17 protein-coding genes are annotated in these 18,615 nt (G+C 59.2%); 8 read left to right on the forward strand and 9 right to left on the reverse strand.

Features of this window, described 5'->3' with window-relative positions; genetic code table 11:
• Positions 1 to 67: 67 nt before the first annotated feature.
• Positions 68 to 754: a hypothetical protein gene (locus tag WD823_RS08800; RefSeq protein ID WP_368429115.1), complete on the reverse strand. Its 687-nt coding sequence runs from the start codon at positions 752 to 754 to the stop codon at positions 68 to 70.
• A 108-nt stretch (positions 755 to 862) separates the two neighbouring features.
• Positions 863 to 1,066: a hypothetical protein gene (locus WD823_RS08805; protein ID WP_368429116.1), complete on the reverse strand. Its 204-nt coding sequence runs from the start codon at positions 1,064 to 1,066 to the stop codon at positions 863 to 865.
• 116 nt (positions 1,067 to 1,182) lie between these two features.
• On the opposite strand from WD823_RS08805, the gene thiE reads away from it, so the two are divergent.
• Both thiE and hemL read left to right on the forward strand, forming a co-directional pair.
• Positions 1,183 to 1,830 (forward strand): thiamine phosphate synthase, encoded by a 648-nt coding sequence (gene thiE, locus WD823_RS08810; protein WP_368429117.1) that lies wholly within the window; start codon positions 1,183 to 1,185, stop codon positions 1,828 to 1,830.
• Positions 1,827 to 3,125 carry a glutamate-1-semialdehyde 2,1-aminomutase gene (gene hemL, locus WD823_RS08815; RefSeq protein WP_368429118.1) on the forward strand — a complete coding sequence of 433 codons (1,299 nt, stop codon included), beginning with the start codon at positions 1,827 to 1,829 and terminating at the stop codon, positions 3,123 to 3,125. The genes thiE and hemL overlap by 4 nt, the downstream gene beginning before the upstream one ends.
• 53 nt (positions 3,126 to 3,178) lie before the next feature.
• On the opposite strand, the gene WD823_RS08820 is transcribed toward hemL, so the two are convergent.
• The 3 genes from WD823_RS08820 to polA form a co-directional block, all read right to left on the reverse strand.
• The gene (locus tag WD823_RS08820; protein WP_368429119.1) at positions 3,179 to 3,415 is read right to left on the reverse strand and encodes a hypothetical protein; all 237 of its coding nucleotides are present in this window, start codon (positions 3,413 to 3,415) and stop codon (positions 3,179 to 3,181) included.
• A 291-nt stretch (positions 3,416 to 3,706) separates the two neighbouring features.
• Positions 3,707 to 4,321: a cytochrome c gene (locus WD823_RS08825; protein ID WP_368429120.1), complete on the reverse strand. Its 615-nt coding sequence runs from the start codon at positions 4,319 to 4,321 to the stop codon at positions 3,707 to 3,709.
• A 380-nt stretch (positions 4,322 to 4,701) separates the two neighbouring features.
• Positions 4,702 to 7,461 carry a DNA polymerase I gene (polA, locus tag WD823_RS08830; protein ID WP_368429121.1) on the reverse strand — a complete coding sequence of 920 codons (2,760 nt, stop codon included), beginning with the start codon at positions 7,459 to 7,461 and terminating at the stop codon, positions 4,702 to 4,704.
• Between the two features lie 187 nt (positions 7,462 to 7,648).
• On the opposite strand from polA, the gene WD823_RS08835 reads away from it, so the two are divergent.
• From WD823_RS08835 to WD823_RS08850, 4 genes are all read left to right on the forward strand, one after another.
• Complete coding sequence (locus WD823_RS08835) at positions 7,649 to 8,317, forward strand: TIGR00730 family Rossman fold protein (protein WP_368429315.1); 669 nt, start codon at positions 7,649 to 7,651, stop codon at positions 8,315 to 8,317.
• A gap of 14 nt (positions 8,318 to 8,331) precedes the next feature.
• The gene (locus WD823_RS08840; RefSeq protein WP_368429122.1) at positions 8,332 to 8,703 is read left to right on the forward strand and encodes a DUF2782 domain-containing protein; all 372 of its coding nucleotides are present in this window, start codon (positions 8,332 to 8,334) and stop codon (positions 8,701 to 8,703) included.
• A 145-nt stretch (positions 8,704 to 8,848) separates the two neighbouring features.
• Positions 8,849 to 9,634, forward strand: coding sequence for a hypothetical protein (locus WD823_RS08845; protein ID WP_368429123.1), 786 nt, complete (start codon positions 8,849 to 8,851; stop codon positions 9,632 to 9,634).
• Positions 9,635 to 9,687: 53 nt separating this feature from the next.
• On the forward strand, positions 9,688 to 10,623 hold the full coding sequence (locus WD823_RS08850) for an acetoin utilization protein AcuC (RefSeq protein ID WP_368429124.1): 936 nt from the start codon (positions 9,688 to 9,690) through the stop codon (positions 10,621 to 10,623).
• Between the two features lie 181 nt (positions 10,624 to 10,804).
• Here WD823_RS08850 and WD823_RS08855 read toward each other — a convergent pair whose 3' ends face one another.
• The 3 genes from WD823_RS08855 to WD823_RS08865 all read right to left on the reverse strand — a co-directional run bounded on the left by WD823_RS08855 (position 10,805) and on the right by WD823_RS08865 (position 15,181).
• Positions 10,805 to 11,557, reverse strand: coding sequence for a GGDEF domain-containing protein (locus tag WD823_RS08855; protein WP_368429125.1), 753 nt, complete (start codon positions 11,555 to 11,557; stop codon positions 10,805 to 10,807).
• Positions 11,558 to 11,655: 98 nt separating this feature from the next.
• Positions 11,656 to 13,821, reverse strand: coding sequence for a DNA helicase II (gene uvrD, locus WD823_RS08860; protein WP_368429126.1), 2,166 nt, complete (start codon positions 13,819 to 13,821; stop codon positions 11,656 to 11,658).
• A gap of 70 nt (positions 13,822 to 13,891) precedes the next feature.
• Complete coding sequence (locus WD823_RS08865) at positions 13,892 to 15,181, reverse strand: cupin domain-containing protein (RefSeq protein WP_368429127.1); 1,290 nt, start codon at positions 15,179 to 15,181, stop codon at positions 13,892 to 13,894.
• 221 nt (positions 15,182 to 15,402) lie between these two features.
• On the opposite strand from WD823_RS08865, the gene WD823_RS08870 reads away from it, so the two are divergent.
• On the forward strand, positions 15,403 to 17,151 hold the full coding sequence (locus tag WD823_RS08870; protein WP_368429128.1) for an alpha/beta hydrolase: 1,749 nt from the start codon (positions 15,403 to 15,405) through the stop codon (positions 17,149 to 17,151).
• A 105-nt stretch (positions 17,152 to 17,256) separates the two neighbouring features.
• Here WD823_RS08870 and WD823_RS08875 read toward each other — a convergent pair whose 3' ends face one another.
• Positions 17,257 to 18,090 carry a hypothetical protein gene (locus WD823_RS08875; RefSeq protein WP_368429129.1) on the reverse strand — a complete coding sequence of 278 codons (834 nt, stop codon included), beginning with the start codon at positions 18,088 to 18,090 and terminating at the stop codon, positions 17,257 to 17,259.
• 320 nt (positions 18,091 to 18,410) lie between these two features.
• Between WD823_RS08875 and WD823_RS08880 the strand changes: the two genes are divergently transcribed.
• Entirely contained in the window at positions 18,411 to 18,575 is a 165-nt protein-coding gene (locus WD823_RS08880; RefSeq protein ID WP_368429130.1) for a hypothetical protein, read from the forward strand.
• Positions 18,576 to 18,615: the final 40 nt, after the last annotated feature.

An 18,615-nucleotide genomic window follows, 5' to 3' on the forward strand; every position in this document is an offset into this window, starting at 1 on the left:
GGCACGAAATCGTAAAAAGGTTGCGACCCTTTATTTCTTTTTCATGCATGATTTGTGCAACATGCCATCACGATTTCAAAATACCTCTTGCGGTACACACTTCGTCTAGCTTGGGAAGCCACTCGTTTGCAGCGCCGACATAGGCCTCGACTGCCCCTTGAGCTATCTCGATACTCGGGCCGAGAAAATTAGTGTTGCATATCTTTATGCCGGACAGTCGTGTAATGCTTGCCGGGAGCGTTGATGCGTGTTCATAGGAATTAACAAGGCCTGCCGCATGCACTATGCAGTTTCGCACGTGGATCAAGTCCGATATGTCGGAGATTCCACGATCAAAGCCGCACGAACCCATTACGTTGAGTGTTGCCAAGATATGCATCTCTTTGTTCGTACTCTTGGGACACTCAGGTAGTGGCAAAACCATTCTCTTTCGAAGCGTAAGGGCGCACCACTGTATCGTCGTAACGAATGCGACGAGACCAGCGTATCTAATTCGTTGAGACAGGCTCACATCGAACCGATATTCCGCTCCCTCGATTAGCTGGGCACGGTATTGCGGCTCAAGATATTTGTCCTTTTCCTCAAACTCAACCTGTTCGGCTTCCCGTTCCACTTTTCTGATTTCACGGCGTCGTTGCCACGATAGGTTGTTCTCGGAGAACTCCAGGAAATCCAGAACATCTGCAAGCATTGTCTGGAGGTCCCATTGATAGAACGTTTTGTTGAGAAAGTGATCAGGGTCAAATGTTGACATCGGTTTCGTGATATCCAACGTGGCGCCTGTTGGGTGGCGCGCTATTCCCATTTGCACGTGAAAAGGATACCTTCCCCAATGGCACGAACCTGGTTCAAGCGTCCTTTTTTATTCTTTTTTTTGCTTAGCTTTACGCTCTGCTTCGATTGCACTTTGGCTTCGGGGGCCAAGCAGATATTGCTTCCATGTTTCGTCGCTTTGTCTCGGTGGGCCAAAGATTGGCATGCTACTTCGAACGTCTTTGCTGGTCAGTTTTTCATAGATGAAGACACCGACAAAGACAACAGCAATAAGGATGAGGAATTCAATCAAGTCTTGTCTCCTCGACGTGGCATTGTCATTAGTGCCCTTGGGGATGCTACCCTTATTTTTTCCCTATTTGCCGCATAAGCTGGCATATTACGCCGCATGATTTGAGTGGTCAAAAAATGGTCAATAAATCACGCATCGCTGGATTCTATGCCATCGCCGATACCGATTGTCTGAACAAAACCCGACTTCTCCCGGCCGTGGGCGAGGCGATCGCGGGCGGGGCACGCATCATTCAGTATCGGGATAAATCGCATGACGTGCCCGCGCGCTTCGCGCAAGCAAAAATAATCGTCGCGCTATGCCGGCAACATGGCGTGTTGTTCATCGTCAACGATGACGTGGAACTGGCGAAGCAGGCGCTGGCCGATGGCGTGCATCTTGGACGAATGGATGCCTCGCTCATCCGCGCCCGCGCGCAACTGGGCCCCAAGGCGCTCATCGGCGTCTCCTGCTACAACGAACTGACACGGGCGCTGCAGGCGCAAACCGAGGGCGCGGATTATATAGCCTTCGGCAGCTTTTTTCCGTCGCTTACCAAGCCAGGGGCGGTGCGCGCGGATACGGAATTGCTGCGCGCAGCGAAACAAAAACTCCATATTCCCATCGTTGCCATCGGCGGCATTACGCCCGAGAATGGGGCGTCGCTGATCGCCGCCGGGGCGGATGCGTTGGCGGCGATCGAAGGCGTGTTCGCCCAGGCCGATGTGCTGGTGGCTGCGCGCCGTTACGCGGTACTGTTCGCCGACAAGGCTGAATCACCATGAATTCGAAATACACGACCTCGCGTTCGGCGGCGCTGTATGAGCAGGCGCGGCGCCACATTCCCGGGGGCGTGAATTCACCGGTGCGCGCTTTCAAGGGCGTGGGCGGCGATCCGGTTTTTCTTGTCCGCGGAAGCGGCGCCTACGTTTTGGACGAGGACGGCAATCAATATATTGATTACGTCGGGTCATGGGGCCCGATGATTCTGGGACATACCCATCCCAAGGTGCTGGCGGCGGTGAAGGTAACCCTCGAACACGGGCTCGGGTTTGGCGCGCCGACGCGTATCGAAGTGGAGATGGCGAACCTCATTTGCGGGCTTATTCCGTCGATCGAAAAGGTGCGCATGGTCAGTTCCGGCACCGAGGCCGCCATGAGCGCGATCCGGCTCGCGCGCGGATTCACCGGGCGCGACAAGATCGTCAAATTCGAGGGCTGCTATCACGGCCACGCGGATTCGCTCCTGGTCAAGGCCGGTTCCGGCGCGCTGACCCTCGGCGTGCCCACCTCGCCGGGCGTGCCCGCCGGGCTGGCGGAACTCACCCTGACGCTCGAATATAACAACCTCGGCCAGGTGCGCGAGATTTTCAGCCGACTCGGGAAGGAAATTGCCGGTGTGATCGTCGAACCGGTGGCGGGCAACATGAACTGCGTGCCGCCGGTGGCGGGATTTCTCGAGGGCCTGCGTGAACTGTGCACGCAGCACGGGGCGGTGTTGATTTTCGACGAGGTGATGACGGGTTTTCGCGTCGCGCTCGGCGGGGCACAGGCGCATTACCGGATCAAACCTGACCTCACCACGCTCGGCAAGGTGATCGGCGGCGGCCTGCCCGTCGGCGCTTTTGGCGGACGCGCGGATATCATGGATCGCCTCGCTCCCGACGGTCCGGTGTATCAGGCCGGGACGCTGTCGGGCAACCCCGTTTCCCTGGCGGCGGGGCTGGCGACTCTCAAGGAAATCGCGCGTCCCGGGTTTTTCAATGACTTGACGGCCAAGACATCAAAACTTGCCCAGGGGCTCGCGGTACGAGCGAAGCTCGCCGGCATTCCGCTCACCACCCAGAACGTCGGCGGTATGTTCGGGATTTTCTTCACGCAAGAAGCAGCGGTGACGCGCTTGGCGCAGGTCATGGCCTGCGATGTCGCGCGTTTCAAGAAGTTCTTCCATGGAATGCTGCGCGAAGGGGTTTATCTGGCGCCGTCCGCGTTCGAGGCGGGATTCGTCTCAGCCGCTCATCTGGACCAGGACATCGAAAAAACGCTGGACAAGGCCGAGCGCGTTTTCGCGACATTATAAAAAATACGGGCCGGTAAACCGGCCCGTCGGTGCACCCCGCACAACTATCCTTGTCAGCTGACTAATATATTCTCTGAAGCAAAGCGAACGGTGGCCACTTGCGGACGGATCGCCTCGTCGCTCAGGGCGATGTCCAGCCCCAGGATAGCGATGAGGTTATCGTGATCCCGGACCCCGGGAAGTTCCTCGCGCAGGTAGCCGTAATGCGTTTCATTCATGTACACGACGTTCGGCCGCGCGCCGTGCGACTGCTCGTAGGTTTTCACCAAATTTACGATATGACTCAACATGGTCCGCTCCTTTTCGCCCCGTATCGGGCTTTTTGGAATCCCGCCGGTGTCCCGCCGCGATTCCGTGTTTCTCACTGTCATTGATGAGCAATACTCATGCCATGGCCGAAGTTGATATAACTTATTGAATACCTTCACGTTCTATTATCATTAGGGTGGACGGAGAGTGTCACATCGATAGAAAATGTCCCGGCGCCAGCCGTCACGTGCCGTGGCGCGGCAAACCGCATGCTACCCGGGGATTATTACCGTGGAGTTACTGAAAAGCGCGCAGGCACGGGTGAACCGGAGTCAGTGCAGACCGGACATGTACTCCGCCACCGCCTTGATTTCCTGCTCCGACATGCGGAAGGCAATCCGCGTCATGGTTTCGCCGTCATTCGTGCGGGTGCCGGCCTTGAAGGCCAGCATTTGCTGCACCGAATAGGTCGCGCTCTGACCGGAAACTTTCGGAAAGCGCGGTGGTATCCCGTGGCCCGAGGGTCCGTGGCAGCTCATGCAGGCTGAGACACCCGTTTTGGCATTGCCACCGCGATATAATTTCTCGCCCTGCTTCACCAACTCGGCATTCCTTGCCGCACTCGGTTTTCTGGGAAGGCTCGCGTAATAGGCGGCGATATTGATCATGTCCGTGGTGCTCAGCGTGGCCGCCAGCGCCGACATGGTGGGTTCCTTGCGCGCGCCGGATTTGAAATCGGACAATTGCTTGACGATGTACTCGGGAACGTGTCCTGCTAGTTTGGGCCACGAAGGATCCGCGCCACCGTTGCCATCCGCTCCGTGGCAGCCCGCGCAGGCCGCCGCCTTGGCCTGACCGGCTGCAACATTACCGCCCGTGGCCTGCGCTGACGCAGCCAGCACCAGCCACAGACCCGACACCACGGTCATCGACATCAGGCGTTTCATAAATCCTCCCATTAACCAGACGATTCCCCGCGCATTTCGCTCTGTTCGCCGTCGCCGGCGGAAATCGGGGCGGCCTTATATACCAAGAGGCTGCTTGCGGGTCAATTTTACGAGTCGATTGGTACTAAAACCGCAACTACGAAATGCCACGCATAAAAAAAGCCCCGGAAACAAGGGGAGAGTGTCCGGGGCCCAACATGTCCCGGATGATGTGCATCCGGGACGTGCCTCGCTCAGGGAGGAGGAGCGAGGCAGGACGACAGTTTCATCGTCCGCGGGAATTATAGACTGATAGAGATTGAAATAGTTCATTTCATTATTTCCTTATATTGTAGAAAATTGTTTCATCAATCTTCCCGCAACTTTTATGGGTGAATGCATCAATGTGCTTCATCCCAGTTATCGCCCACGCCCACGTCCACCACAAGCGGTACGGATAATGACGCTACTTCGCTCATGGCCTGGCGGATATGTTCGCGTGCGGCGTCCACAACATTCTGCTTTACCTCGAATACCAACTCGTCATGCACCTGCATGATCATTCGAACATCCACACCGGATTCCCGGATCCAGCGATCGACCGCCAGCATTGCCAACTTGATGAGGTCGGCCGCTGTGCCCTGCATGGGCGCGTTGATCGCAGCCCGCTCGGCCGCCTGGCGCCGGTTCAGGTTGGCGGCGTTGATTTCGGCCGTGTGCAGCCGTCGTCCAAAAAGCGTTTCCACGTATCCCTGCCGGCGCGCGGTTTCGCGCGTCCGTTCCATGAATTCACGCACCCCGGGGTAACGTGCGAAGTAGCGCTCGACATATTCCTGGGCTGCCACGCGCTCGATGCGCAACTGTTTCGCCAGCCCGAAGGCCGACATGCCGTAAATCAGGCCGAAATTAATTGCCTTGGCGGCACGACGCATGTCATCGGTCACGGAATCGGGTTCCGTGCCAAACACCTCGGCGGCGGTCGCGCGATGCACGTCCATATTCTCGGCAAATGCGTGAATCAGCCCTGTGTCACCCGAGAGATGCGCCATGATGCGCAGCTCGATCTGCGAGTAATCCGCCGACAGGATTTGGCAGCCCGGAGCAGCCACGAACGCCTGCCGGATGCGCCGGCCCTCGGCGGTGCGCACCGGAATGTTCTGCAGATTCGGGTCGGTGGAGGAAAGCCTTCCGGTCGCGGCCACGGCCTGGTGATACGACGTGTGCACGCGCCCGGTGTCGGAATTGATCATTTCCGGGAGTTTGTCGGTGTAGGTCGATTTGAGCTTCGCCAGACTGCGGTGGTCGAGAATAAGCTGCGGCAGCGGATAATCCAGCGCCAGTTCCTGCAACACTTCCTCCGCCGTGGAAGGCTGGCCCGTGGGGGTTTTTTTCAGCACCGGCAATTGATGCTTGTCGTAAAGCACTTCCTGGATCTGCTTCGGCGAACCCATGTTGAACGGCTGACCGGCGAGCCGGTAGGCCTCGTGTTCCAGATCAAGCAATCGCTGTGCGAGCTCCTGGCTTTGCAGCTTCAGCATCGTGACGTCGATTCGCACGCCGTGGCGTTCCATTCTCGCGAGCACCGGCACCAGCGGCATTTCAATCTCATTGAAAAGCTTCGCCAGCGGCGGCACGGCGTTCAGGCGTGGCCACAAGTGCTCATGCAGACGCAGCGTGATGTCCGCGTCTTCGGCGGCATAGGCGGTCGCCTGCTCCAGCGCGACTTCACTGAAGTTGATCTGGTGCTTGCCCTTCCCGGTGACGTCTTCGTATTTCAGCGTTTTGTAGCCGATATACTTCAGCGCGAGCGAGTCCATGTCGTGGCGCGAGGCGGTCGAATCCAGCACGTAAGACTCGAGCATGGTGTCGTAGCGGATGCCAGCCAGCGTGATGCCGTAATTGGCCAGCACACTCATGTCATACTTGAGGTTCTGGCCGACCTTGGCGCGGGCGGCGTCTTCAAGTAAAGGTTTCAGTTTCGCGAGCACGGTTTCCCGCGCAAGCTGCGCCGGTGCCCCCGGATAATTGTGCGCCAGCGGCACGTAGGCCCCTTCGCCGGCGCGGTCGGTAAACGATACCCCCACGATTTCGGCCCGAACCGCATCGAGGCTGGTGGTCTCGGTATCGAAGGCGAAGAGCCTGGCCGAGCGCAGCCGGTTCAGCCAGGTTTCGAGCAGCGCCAGACCGGTTATCATCTGATACGCCGTTTTAATCATCGATGTTCCCACCGGAGCGACCGCAGCGGGATTCACCCCGCCCAGCTCCGCCAGCCAGGTCTTGAACTCCAGACGCGAAAACAGTTCGCGTAACCGCGCGTGGTCCGGCGCCGTACGCTTTAAACCTGTGGGGGCGAGCGGCAATTCCACGTCCGACTTGATGGTGGCGAGTTGGCGCGCGAGCGGCAGATTCCCCAGCGCTGCGCGCAAGCGTTCGCCCGCCTTGCCGGCCACGTCGCCAGCGTGCGCCACCAGCGCATCGAGCGAGCCGTATTCCTGCAGCCATTTGGCGGCGGTCTTGGGGCCGACTCCGGGAACACCGGGGATGTTGTCCGAGGTATCGCCCACGAGCGCCAGGTAATCCACGATCTGTTCCGGCGTGACACCGAACTTCGCCACCACGCCATCGTGGTCGTAGATGGCGTCCTTCATCGTATCCACCAACCGGACGTGCCGGTCCACGAGTTGCGCCAGATCCTTGTCGCCGGTGGCAATCACCGTGTCGCGCCCTTCCGCGGCGGCGGCGCGCGCGAGCGTGCCGATGACGTCATCGGCTTCGACCCCCGGTATTTGTATGAGCGGCAAACCGAGCGCCCGGATGATGTCATGGATCGGCTCGATCTGGGTCGAAAGCTCATCCGGCATCGGTGGCCGGTGCGCCTTGTACTCGGGATAAATGTCGTCGCGGAAAGTCTTGCCCTTGGCGTCAAATACAACCGCCATGTAATCGGGATCGTAGTCCGCGAGCAGCCGGCGCAGCATATTGACCACACCATATACCGCACCGGTCGGTTCGCCGTGCGAGTTCGCCAGCGCGGGCATGGCGTGAAACGCGCGGTACAGATAAGATGAGCCGTCCACGAGGACCAGTGGTCCGCGCTCTTGCTTCTCTCCCGCCGCCTTTGCCGGGGTGTTTTTCTTCCGATGTGCGGTTTTCGGGCTCATGCGGCGGGTGTGCCGCCCGGAATCCGGACGTTTGCGTCCCTGGCTCCGTAACCGGCGCATCCTTGCGCCACTTCTGTGCTAATAATCATATATGATTGACAGCAATCCCATTGACAGAAACGCACCGTCGGCAAAACCCAACGGACCGGACTCCCATTCCCGGATCGAAATTGCCTCATCGGGTACGATGTCGCGGGAGTCATGGAAAATTTTCCAGATCATGGCCGAGTTTGTCGCCGGATTCGAGCATCTTTCACAGATCCAGCCTTCGGTCAGCATCTTCGGCTCGTCGCGCACCAAGCCGGGTCATCCTTATTATGCCCTGACCGAGGAGATTGCGCGCAAACTTTCCGACGCCGGTTTTTCTGTGGTCAGCGGCGGTGGCCCGGGCCTGATGGAAGCGGCCAACAAGGGTGCTTACGCCGGTAAATCTCCAAGTGTCGGCCTGAACATCCACCTGCCTCACGAGCAGCACGCCAATCCGTACCAGAATATCGCACTGACATTCCAGCATTTTTTCGCGCGCAAAGTGATGTTCGTCAAATACGCCAAGGCCTACGTCTGCATGCCCGGTGGTTTCGGAACACTCGATGAGCTGGTCGAGGCGCTCACGTTGATCCAGACCGGCAAAAGTACCCGCATGCCCATTATTCTGGTGCACGCGCCGTTCTGGGCCGGCCTCGTCGACTGGTTCAAGAAAATCCTGGTAGCGGAAGGGGCGATTGACAACAGCGATCTCGATCTGTTCAGCGTGGTGAACAGCGCCGATGAAGTACTGGAGGTGATCTTCCGGTATTATGAAGAATCGGGGTTCGCCCCTTCGGAGGCGGAACGGGAGATCAAGCTCAATCTCTGATCCACGAACCTGTCATGCGTCCCTACTTTATTTTTTTTCTTGTCCTGCTGATAGCGCCGGCGACGCTGGCGGAGAATTCGACCCGTGGCACCGGTAACAGAACGACAGCGGATGCACCGCCGCCTCCGCCACCTGAAACATACGATCCCCCGAGTGTGCCCGATCTCCCGGGCGCGGAATATCCCGAGCCGGAAGTAACCATCACCACCAAGGGTACCGAGATACATGAGGAGTATCGAGTCAACGGGAGGCTTTACATGATTAAGGTGATACCGGCCAAAGGCAAGCCGTACTACCTCATTGATCATGAGGGCAGCGGGCAATTTCGCCGCAGCGATTTCGAGCCCCGGATCGCTATTCCCATGTGGGTGATCAAGCGCTTCTGATGCCATCATCCGAGAAAAAAAGACGTCGGAAAAAAAGAATAAGATATTCATATTTAACGCCGCGCACGGAGATTAAGGCGTGAACGAGAATCCGCTTCCAGCCTCCCCCCCCGGACAAAACACATCGGACCAAATCAGGCTGGGATTGAGCTGGATAGCCGAAGGCTGGCAACTGGTTCGGAATCAACAATCCATATGGTTGCGCATGAGCGCGGTTTATCTGGCGTTCGCCTTACTGCTGAAACTGATTCCGTTCATGGGTGACCTGCTGCTGATCCTCATCACACCGGTGCTGCTGGCCGGGGTCATCTGGGGTGCCGCGCAGGGCAATTACACCCCGGCGGAATTAGCGCCGACCGGTGGGCGTTTCTTGGTACCGGTGCTGTTCCAAATTTTCATCGCCCAGCCGGCGCAGGAACTCATGCGTATCTTCAACGAGGAAGAAAAGGTATTTGGCGCCGTGCTGCTTGGCATTATCTCCCTGGGACTGGTGATGCTGGTCCGGATCGTAGGTTACCTGCTCATCGGCGGTTCGATGTTGACGGGATTGTCGGCGACCCAGTTTGGAGTACCGCAGATCACCACGTTGGTCGGCATGTTGGTGGTAATTCTGGTGTACGTGGCGCTGGCAATGGGTCTGCTTTTCAGCGTACCACTCACGGTACTGGGCAACCGGCAGCCGCTGGCCGCGATTTCAGAAAGTTTTTCCACCTTCCGCCACAATGCCGTTCCGCTATTCACGCTGTCGCTGCCGTTCGTGATTCTCTACTTCGTCATCTGGGCCAGCTTCATCAAACATACTTCACTGGGTATTGTGCTGGTGATATCCGCGGGTTTACTCGCGTTGCCGCTGTTTGTCGCATCGGTTTATTGCAGTTTTTTGTCGCTGTTCCCGCTGAATCACCCGCATCAATCGGACACAGGTTCCTAGCATTTTACGCTGGCCTAAAACGCGCCATCCCGGTTTATAATCGGACCATGCGCATGAAGGTCTATCAGGGTGAGGCGCTGGCTTCCTACGGGTTTGGACACGGGCATCCTTTCGGCCCGGACCGGCTTGCGGCCTTTTGGAAAGAAATCGTCAAGCAAGGTCTCGATCGGGAGGTGGATACCGGGGTGCCGACCTCATCGCCGCGAGAAGACATCGCGCTGTTTCACACTGAGAAGTACATCGCGCGCGTCCACCAGCAATCCGAAAGCGGCGAGGGCTACCTCGATTTTGGCGACACCCCGGCGTTTCCGGGCGTCTACGAAGCGGCCTCGGTCGTGGTCGGATCGGTGCTTGACGGAATAAACGGTATGATGGATGGCCGGTGCCCGCGCGTGTTCGTGCCGATCGGCGGCTTGCATCATGCCCGCCGTGACGGCGCCGCGGGTTTTTGCGTCTTTAACGACATCGGCGTGCTGATCGAGGCGCTGCGACGGCGGCACGGTATTCGGCGCGTGGCGTACGTGGACATCGACGCGCACCACGGCGACGGCGTCTTTTACGCCTTCGAGGACGATCCCGACCTGATCTTCGCCGACATGCACGAGGACGGACGCTATCTCTATCCCGGTACCGGCAGTGCGCACGAAACCGGAAAAGGCAAAGCCAAGGGGACTAAGCTGAATATTCCGCTCGCACCCGGCGCCGACGATGCGGCGTTTCATCGCGAGTGGCCCCGGGTCGAGGAATTCGTCCGCGCCGGACGGCCGGAATTCATTATTCTCCAGGCCGGTGCCGACAGCATCGCCGGCGACCCGATCACGCATTTGCATTTAACGCCCGCGGCCCATGCGCATGCCGCCGCGCGCCTGTGTGCCCTCGCCGATGAATTCTGCAATGGCCGGATGATCGGCCTCGGCGGCGGTGGTTACAACCGCGCGAACCTGGCGGCGGCGTGGTCGGGTGTCGTGCGGGCCATGGCGTCGTCTTAGCAACAGCCCTCATTTTCAGAAAATGTAATCGTGATCGTCCGTGTCCTGCTAACTCTTGCAGGACGATAGTCTCGTGCACATCAAGCCAAGCGCGGTCAACTCAGCGCTGCGGAATACGGTTATTTATTGGCGGCACGGCGAGGGAAAAAATCGCTGCGGATCGCGCTGGTACAGCGAGGTACTACTGCATCTTGCGCGCGACCACCAGGTTGCGGCCGCCCTGCTTGGCGTCGTACAAGGCCTTGTCGGCGAGCGAGACCAGTTTTTCAAGATCATCGCCCGGCTTGAATTGGGTCATGCCGATGCTGATTGTCAGATGAATCTTCTTGGAGCCGAGGTCAAATTCCCATTTACCCACCGACGCGCGGATGCGCTCCGCAATTTTGCGACCTTGCGCAAGCTTCGTGTGCGGCATAATGATCAGAAATTCCTCGCCCCCGTAACGACCTACCTTGTCCGGCATGCGCAGGACTTCTGTGAAAATGGCGGTGACCTCGCGCAGCACGCGGTCGCCGGCTTTGTGTCCGTGGGTATCGTTGATTTCCTTGAAGTGATCGATATCCGCCATGGCGACGATCAGCGGCGTGCGGTAGCGCTCGGCTTGCGCCATGGCATCCAGCAGCCCGACCGTGATGCCACGGCGGTTCATGAGATGCGTGAGCGGATCGGTGATCGCCACGCGGCTCATTTCCTGGGCTTCGATCTCGGCTTCGAGACGCTTGTCGTATTCGCGGCGGATGGGAGTCAGCACCACCCAGTAAATCGGCGGCGCGATCACTATGGCCAGCAGCAAGGCATCGAAAAGAATGGTTGCGGGAGACGCCAGATCAAAACCGAGAGCGGCCAGGCCCCGCATGATGAGAAACTCAGCGGCAAAAGTGATCGCTACAATGGCCACCATGGCCTTCGCAGCCTTGCCTGCTTCGCCCCTCATCTCCATCGAGCTATGACCCCGTCGATCTTCGGTAAGGCCTGTTATAAGCGGTTCTTCTTTCCCCTAACTATAGACCATGGGGGCCGGTTGCAAGCGGGTCACAGCGGCTGCAAATTGGCATAACCGATGACCAGCCATTTTGTCCCCACGGCCTCGAAGTTAACCTGCACCCGGGCATGCGGTCCGTGACCCTCGTAGCGCAACACGATTCCGTCGCCGAACGTTCCGTGACGCACCCGGGTGCCAAGACGCATGGCCTCGGCCGGGGGTTCCTGGGCCGGAAGGCCGGTCGCCAACACGGCGGGGGTGTAATCCGGACGCGCCGGATTGGCTCGAATCTCCTGTATCAGATTTTCGGGAATTTCGCCCAGAAAACGTGAGGGACTGGTGTAGTGCTCCTTGCCGTGCAGCCGCCGCAGCTCGGCCTGGGTCAGCACCAGCTGCTGGCGCGCCCGGGTCATGCCGACGTAACACAGCCGCCGCTCCTCCTCGAGCCGGGTGGGATCGTCGAGCGAGTGCTGGTGCGGAAACAAGCCCTCTTCCAGCCCGGTCAGGAACACCAACGGGAATTCCAGCCCCTTGGCCGAGTGCAGGCTCATGAGCTGCACGCAGTCCTCCCATTCCTCGGCCTGGCCCTCGCCGGCCTCCAGCACCGCGTGGGCCAAAAACGAGGACAGGGGATCGAGGCCTTCGGCCTCGTCGTGCTCATACCCACGGGCGGCGTTGATGAGTTCCTCCAGGTTTTCCACGCGCGATTCGGCCTTTTCGCCTTTCTCCTTCTTGAAATGCTCGATCAGGCCGCTGCCGGCGAGCAGGTGCTCGACAGCCTCGCTGAGGGCAAGCCCGGCGGTGTCAGCGGTCATCCGGTCGATCAATTGCAGGAAGCCGTGCAGCGCCGCGCGCGCGCGCGCCGGCAACACCGTGTCGGGAAGCAGTTTTTGCGCTGCCTGCCACATCGAGATTTTTTCCCCGCGGGCCCGTTCGCGCACGGCGTCAACCGTTTTGGCACCGATCCCGCGCGTCGGCAGGTTCACGACCCGCTCGAACGAGGGATCGTCGTGGCGGCTCGCGATCAGGCGCAGGTAGGCGAGTGCGTCCTTGATCTCGGCACGCTCGAAAAACCGCAGCCCCCCGTATACCCGGTAAGGGATGCCCTCGTTGATCAGGCGTTCTTCGAACAGGCGCGACTGGGCGTTGGAGCGGTACAGCACCGCGCACTCGGCGCGTGCCTGCCCGCGCGCCACCCAGTCCTGGATGCGGCCGATCACGAAACGCGCCTCGTCGAAATCGGTATAGCCGGTATAGAGCTGGATCGGTTCGCCGTCGTCACCCGCGGTCCACAGGTTCTTGCCGAGACGGCCGGCGTTGTGACCGATGACCGCATTCGCGGCCTTGAGGATGGTGCCGGTCGAGCGGTAATTCTGCTCCAGGCGGATGACACGCGTACCGGGAAAATCACTGTCGAATTTCAAAATATTTTCCACTCTCGCGCCGCGCCAGCCGTAAATGGACTGATCGTCGTCACCGACCACGAACAGGTTGCGTTCGGGCCCGACAAACTGCCGCAGCCAGGCGTATTGGATGCGATTGGTATCCTGGAATTCGTCCACCAGCACATGGCGGAAGCGAGCCTGATAGTGATCGCGCATGGCCGGGTTGTCGCGCAGCATTTCATAGGCGCGCAGCAGCAACTCGGCGAAATCCACCAGTCCGGAACGCTGACAGGTTTCCTCGTAGGCGACGTACACGCGCCGCAGCTCGCGCTGGGTCGGGTCATTGGCTTCGCCAATGTCTTTCGGGCGGCGACCCTCTTCCTTGTGGCCGTTGATGAACCACATGGCCTGCTTGGGCGGCCAGTAGGCCTCATCCATATTGAGGCTTTTCAGCACTCGCTTGATTAGCCGAAGTTGGTCCTCACTATCAATAATCTGAAACGTTTGCGGTAGATTTGCCTCACGCCAGTGCAAACGCAGCAGACGGTGCGACAGTCCGTGGAAGGTTCCGATCCACATGCCCCCGACCGGCGAATGGAGCATGGACTCGATGCGCCCACGCATCTCGTGGGCCGCCTTGTTGGTGAAAGTCACCGCGAGGATGGAATGCGGCGACACGCCTTCGACCCCGACGAGCCAGGCCACGCGGTGCGTCAGCACCCGTGTCTTACCGCTGCCGGCACCGGCCAGGACCAGCAGCGGCCCCGGCGGGGCGCCCACGGCCTCGCGCTGCACGTCATTGAGATCGGCTAACAGGGGGGACACATCCATGGCGGGATTTTATCAGAGCGGCGGCGACGCGCGGTGAAAGCAAACTGCGCGCCGGCCAATCGCAGTTGCGTTAATTACCGGCGTGAGTTGTTCTGGCTTTTGGTGCGTCCGGTCTTTCCGCCGGCGCCAGTGGCGCGAACCAAAGGAGCCGGATGTACTGCGCCTGAGTCAGGCCAAGCAGTAATTTTTTCAGTTCCTCGAACGGAAATTTAGGAAACGCGGCGTGTAACTCGCCGCCGGTAAAGACCCCGCTGCGACCGTCGATCCACTGGAAAATAGCCAGGGCTTCGGGCGATATTTCCATGCGCGCGGAGTACTGGCTGTTTGGGGTGAACGGATCGAGGCGGATACGGATCTCCCGGGTGCCCCTCGGTGACGGGTTGTCGCTGACCTCGAGCAGTGTATTGGGTGTCTTTTGAAATCGGCTTACCGCGGTAATGCGCCGCAATCTGTCGGTCATGGGATGCATGGCTTGGATCAGGTCATCCGGCGACAGTGATGCCAGCTGTCCCGGCAACCGGGAAAGCAATTGCGCGGCCCGGCGGCGCGCAGCCTCCTGCATCGAACCGTCGGCGCGCGCCCCGTACAGAGGCAGGCGCCAATCGCTGTCCTGCAGCAGCAGCCAGTTCAGTTGATCCAGCAGGATATCCGCCGCTGGAGGCGGGTTGATCATGATGCTGAGCGAGAGCGAGGGTGTGCCGGCCTCGGTGTAATGCCAGGTGCCGCGCGGGAGGAACAATACCGTGCCGGGCTGCATCTCGGCGGTTTCGAACGTCACGTCTTTGTTATCCGGAAAACCGTTTGGTGTCTGCGGAAACAGCTCGTCAAACGGCCGGCCGCCGGGCACGTATTGCGTGCCATAGGGATTCGGGATCTCGCGCATGGGCGCATAATGAAACCGTTTGGTGCCGTGCAGCTGGATCGATATCAGGTCCTGCGCGTCATAATGACACCCAAGCCCATCCGTCTTCGGCGAGGCAAACGCGCTAAGACACAGCGCGCCCTCGTTCAAACCCAGTTCGATCTCGAGCGCCTGCAGCAATTCCCGGGTACCGGGAACATAAGGAACGATATCCTCGAACTGCAGCGTGAGGTCCATTCCATAGAGGATCGCGGGTTCGATGCGATCGATCTGCACCATGCGCTCGCTCTTGCGCCCGTGGGTAAAGCGCAGACTGCCACGGTAACACCGCGCCAGCGCTTCCATGCTGGCCAGTTCTTTCGCACGCAGGGGCGGGGGCAGCCGGGCCGCATCGCCGTGCACCACGAAGGCCCGCTGCGGCCAGTAGCGGGCCAGAAACTCATCGGCGCCGCCGGGCGTAAATAATCCCTTGAGAATCGGATTGACTGTACTTGGCATATTCGCCTCCAAAATTCGTCCCTGGGCAGGGAGTATAAAATTATTTGACCGTAGCGGGATACCCCGGTTGGCCGAGCGGTGCCGTGGCGACGTGTGTCATGAGATCTCGGTTCAATTGTGCCGCGCCATGGGGTATTGTCCACCCGGAAAAGGGTCGTAAAAAAACGTGCGGATTGGGTCAGGAATAACCCGGCCTCGCCATTCCGTTCCCGGGAGATGACTTGCCAGTCAGACTGTTGACACCAAGGTTCCGTCTTCGCGCCATCCGCGCGATTACGCTATTCGCGCTATTGTGCGTCGCCATCGACGTCACCGCCGCGTCGCGCGTGGTGCGCGATCTACCCTATGTGTTTTCGGTTACAGATCCTGCGGCGCGTAATTACCAGTCGCTTGATCTTGTGATTCCACCGACCGCGCGGCCGCCGCTCGTGGTCTTTGTTCACGGCGGGTTTTGGACCGAACCGGGCAGACAGTGGGAGGTCGGCCCGCGGATTGCCCAGGCATTGGTGGATGACGGTGCGGCGGTCGCGCTGGTGCGGTATCGGCTTGCTCCCAAAGTCCGTCATCCGGCCCACGCACGGGACGTGGCCGCGGCGCTCGCATTCCTGAAACGATCCGCCAGTCTTTACGGATACGATCCCGAACGGATTTATGTGCTCGGACATTCCTCCGGAGCCACGATTGCGGCCCAGCTCGCGCTCAATCCGGTTCACTTCAAGGGTTACGGGCTCACTGCGGCGGATGTGGCCGGCTTCATTTTGCTGAGCGGAATCTACGACCTGGGTCCGCAAGGACCGCTTAACCCCAAGCAAAGAAATTTATTGGCACCGATCTTCGGAGCCGACGAGTCCGCGTTCCGGGTTGCTTCGCCGGTCGCTCACGTGCGCCCCGGGTCGCCGCTGTTAGTGCTCTCGGCGGAGAACGATTTGCCGGGTTTTTCCGTGGACGCGCGCCGGTTTGCCCGCGCCCTGCGGGCCGCTGGGCACAAGGCCGTGGATGAAATCGTCATTCCCAAACAGAACCACCTGACGTTGGCGGATTTCACCCAGCGCCGGAATCTGGCGGTCGAGGTCATCGAGGATTTTCTGAAGCTCAAACCCATGCCGCCGGCGATGGCCGAGGTAGTGGCGGCGCGCCGCTTCTGGCAGGAACCGCCATTTTCCACGGAGCCGTTCTGGAACGCCGGGGTAGCGGTACGCACGTTTCCGGTCGACACCCGACTGCGCTCCGCCATCCAGGGTGTGTATGGCGACAATTCCTATGACCCGCGCTCCTACCCGATGAAGCAGTATCACGCGCTCGATCTGCTGGCGTATCTCGACAGCCGGCCGCGGGAAAAAGTCGGGGCGGGGGAATACTTGATCGTTACCAACGTGCGCGGCGAGCAGTTGTACTGGAAGCGATCGGTCATCGCACCCTATCGCCCGGTGCTCGTCATCGGCGTTGACGACGAACGCGACCTGTTTCGGTTGACCACGTTCTATAAAAATCACCTGGAATATTCCTGGAAGCCGGAACGGCCGCCGCTCATGGTGCGCTCGCTCGGAGGTTTTATCCATTTTCTCAAGCAACCGCCGGAGTCGCTCCGCCCGCCCACCCAGGCCATGTACGCGCTGACACCGGACAGTTTCCGGCTCGCGGCCATCGATCCGCTGGCGGACGTGGGCGAATTGCCCTGGGACGTGCGTGAGGTCATGGAATACCGCAATGCCTGCTTTTCATGTCATGCGTTCCGCGGCATCGGTGCCCGCGCCGGCCATGTCACGGCTGCGAGAGGTGAAATTCATGGCGGATTTGGCTTGCCGCTGGAGAGTTATCCACCCGAAGTATGGCGTCGCTTTATCTTCGATCACGAAACCTCGGCGCGGATAATCAACGTGCGGCCAAACGCGGTAAAAGGACCGGTCGCGGAGAAACTCTACGATTTGGTGGTGGAGGAACGCAGAAAACTTCCGGGATCCGGAAAATAAATCCGCGCCAGAAAAAAATCGGCCGTCTGGCAAGGCTTGTTATTCAAATATTACTGATGGGAATACGAATATCGCCGCGTGATGGTCGCGCGCACGGCGCGCGTTTCAAACCACCTCGGTTTCGAATTCGACCGTTTTGGCCACCGATTCGGAGCCACCGGTGCGGTGGTCCGATTTTGACGCGGCCGGATCAGGGGTAAAAGGCGCCAGGCCCAGCGTCCCGGTCCCGAGAATCAGGCGGACAAGCTCGCAATTATCCCGGATGTGCATGATTTCAGCGGGCAAAACCAGGTTGTTGTGCGAGGCCAGATGGCGGATGGAGTTGAGGTAATCCAGCTTCTGCAGCAGGACCATGCGGATTTGATTGTCCGCCACAAATTCCTCGTTGGCGTCAATGATCCGCTTCAGATCGCTCAGGTGGGCGAATTCCAGATCGCCGCGAAGGGGATCGATCACATAGCTGTGATGGCGCAATTTTTCATGTTCGATACGGTCCCGGACATGAGTCGGCAAATGGGAAACAAAATTAGCACCGTATTTATCCTGCAACTTCTGGTGGAGGAAAAAACGCAGGCGGTTTTCCGCGTCGTAGATCTGGGCGTAAACATCGAGCATCGCCGGGAGTTCCGACCGGATGCGCTCGTCGATGGTGAAACTGAACGAGACGGCGGTTTGCTTGGAACCGATCGCAAAATATTCACGTTCCGTAACCTTGAAAACCTTGCCCGTCAATCGTCCCGCCCCCAGATGATGAAAATACTCAAACGCCTCTCGGATCGGCCAGTTAACGGAGTCCGAGAGAATCCGACCGCCGGGGACTTTGCCGAATGTTTCCAGGTCCACGGTGTCGGAGGAGAAGACCTCGCAATGCAGCTTGACTTGCTGTTGAATTTTCGTGATCAGCGTTTCTGACAGAGGAAGCTTGCGTACAGCTGCCATGGATTAATTCTCCTGATCCCGGGCTGGTTACTACGCAACCACAACGGCACGAGGCTGCCGACTTCTCTTTCAGCTGCGCAACTTACATCCTCCGTGTGGATTTGTACAGCATGAATTCGCGAATGGCCCTCGCAGACCGGTGTCGAGGTCCGCGGGACTAAACACAAACCCAGATGGAAAATACTTTCGCCCCCATACGGCGAGGGTGGTTTTTTATTGCCTCTTGTGCTTCCTGCTCCACCCGTTGTTGATCCTCCGAACCAGGCGTAGCATAGACCCGTCCCTTAGCATCCCCCTTTACCAGGTACGAGGAGGCTCACATGTGCTATGAATTCGAACGGCTTTATTGGCAGAAGCGCGCCGAGGAGTTTCGCCAGGAGATCGAGCAGGCCGAGGAAAAGAAAAAACAGGCCGGAAACGTAGCCCCGGCCAAGCCAGCGGCGCCGGAATCCAACATTACGCTACCGGAGCCGGTTCCCGCCTGAAAATCAAAACGATTCCCACTGACAACAGTGCCGAGAATAA

Source organism: Sulfuricaulis sp. (genome assembly GCF_040901545.1).
Classification (GTDB): domain Bacteria; phylum Pseudomonadota; class Gammaproteobacteria; order Acidiferrobacterales; family Sulfurifustaceae; genus Sulfuricaulis.

Excerpts from the sequence above, each read along its gene's own strand:
- WD823_RS08800 (WP_368429115.1), bottom strand. The coding sequence starts at position 754 with ATGTCAACATTTGACCCTGATCACTTTCTCAACAAAACGTTCTATCAA.
- thiE (WP_368429117.1), top strand. The coding sequence starts at position 1,183 with ATGGTCAATAAATCACGCATCGCTGGATTCTATGCCATCGCCGATACC.
- hemL (WP_368429118.1), top strand. The coding sequence starts at position 1,827 with ATGAATTCGAAATACACGACCTCGCGTTCGGCGGCGCTGTATGAGCAG.
- WD823_RS08820 (WP_368429119.1), bottom strand. The coding sequence starts at position 3,415 with ATGTTGAGTCATATCGTAAATTTGGTGAAAACCTACGAGCAGTCGCAC.
- WD823_RS08825 (WP_368429120.1), bottom strand. The coding sequence starts at position 4,321 with ATGAAACGCCTGATGTCGATGACCGTGGTGTCGGGTCTGTGGCTGGTG.
- polA (WP_368429121.1), bottom strand. The coding sequence starts at position 7,461 with ATGAGCCCGAAAACCGCACATCGGAAGAAAAACACCCCGGCAAAGGCG.
- WD823_RS08835 (WP_368429315.1), top strand. The coding sequence starts at position 7,649 with ATGTCGCGGGAGTCATGGAAAATTTTCCAGATCATGGCCGAGTTTGTC.
- WD823_RS08840 (WP_368429122.1), top strand. The coding sequence starts at position 8,332 with ATGCGTCCCTACTTTATTTTTTTTCTTGTCCTGCTGATAGCGCCGGCG.
- WD823_RS08850 (WP_368429124.1), top strand. The coding sequence starts at position 9,688 with ATGAAGGTCTATCAGGGTGAGGCGCTGGCTTCCTACGGGTTTGGACAC.
- WD823_RS08855 (WP_368429125.1), bottom strand. The coding sequence starts at position 11,557 with ATGAGGGGCGAAGCAGGCAAGGCTGCGAAGGCCATGGTGGCCATTGTA.
- uvrD (WP_368429126.1), bottom strand. The coding sequence starts at position 13,821 with ATGGATGTGTCCCCCCTGTTAGCCGATCTCAATGACGTGCAGCGCGAG.
- WD823_RS08865 (WP_368429127.1), bottom strand. The coding sequence starts at position 15,181 with ATGCCAAGTACAGTCAATCCGATTCTCAAGGGATTATTTACGCCCGGC.
- WD823_RS08875 (WP_368429129.1), bottom strand. The coding sequence starts at position 18,090 with ATGGCAGCTGTACGCAAGCTTCCTCTGTCAGAAACGCTGATCACGAAA.
- WD823_RS08880 (WP_368429130.1), top strand. The coding sequence starts at position 18,411 with ATGTGCTATGAATTCGAACGGCTTTATTGGCAGAAGCGCGCCGAGGAG.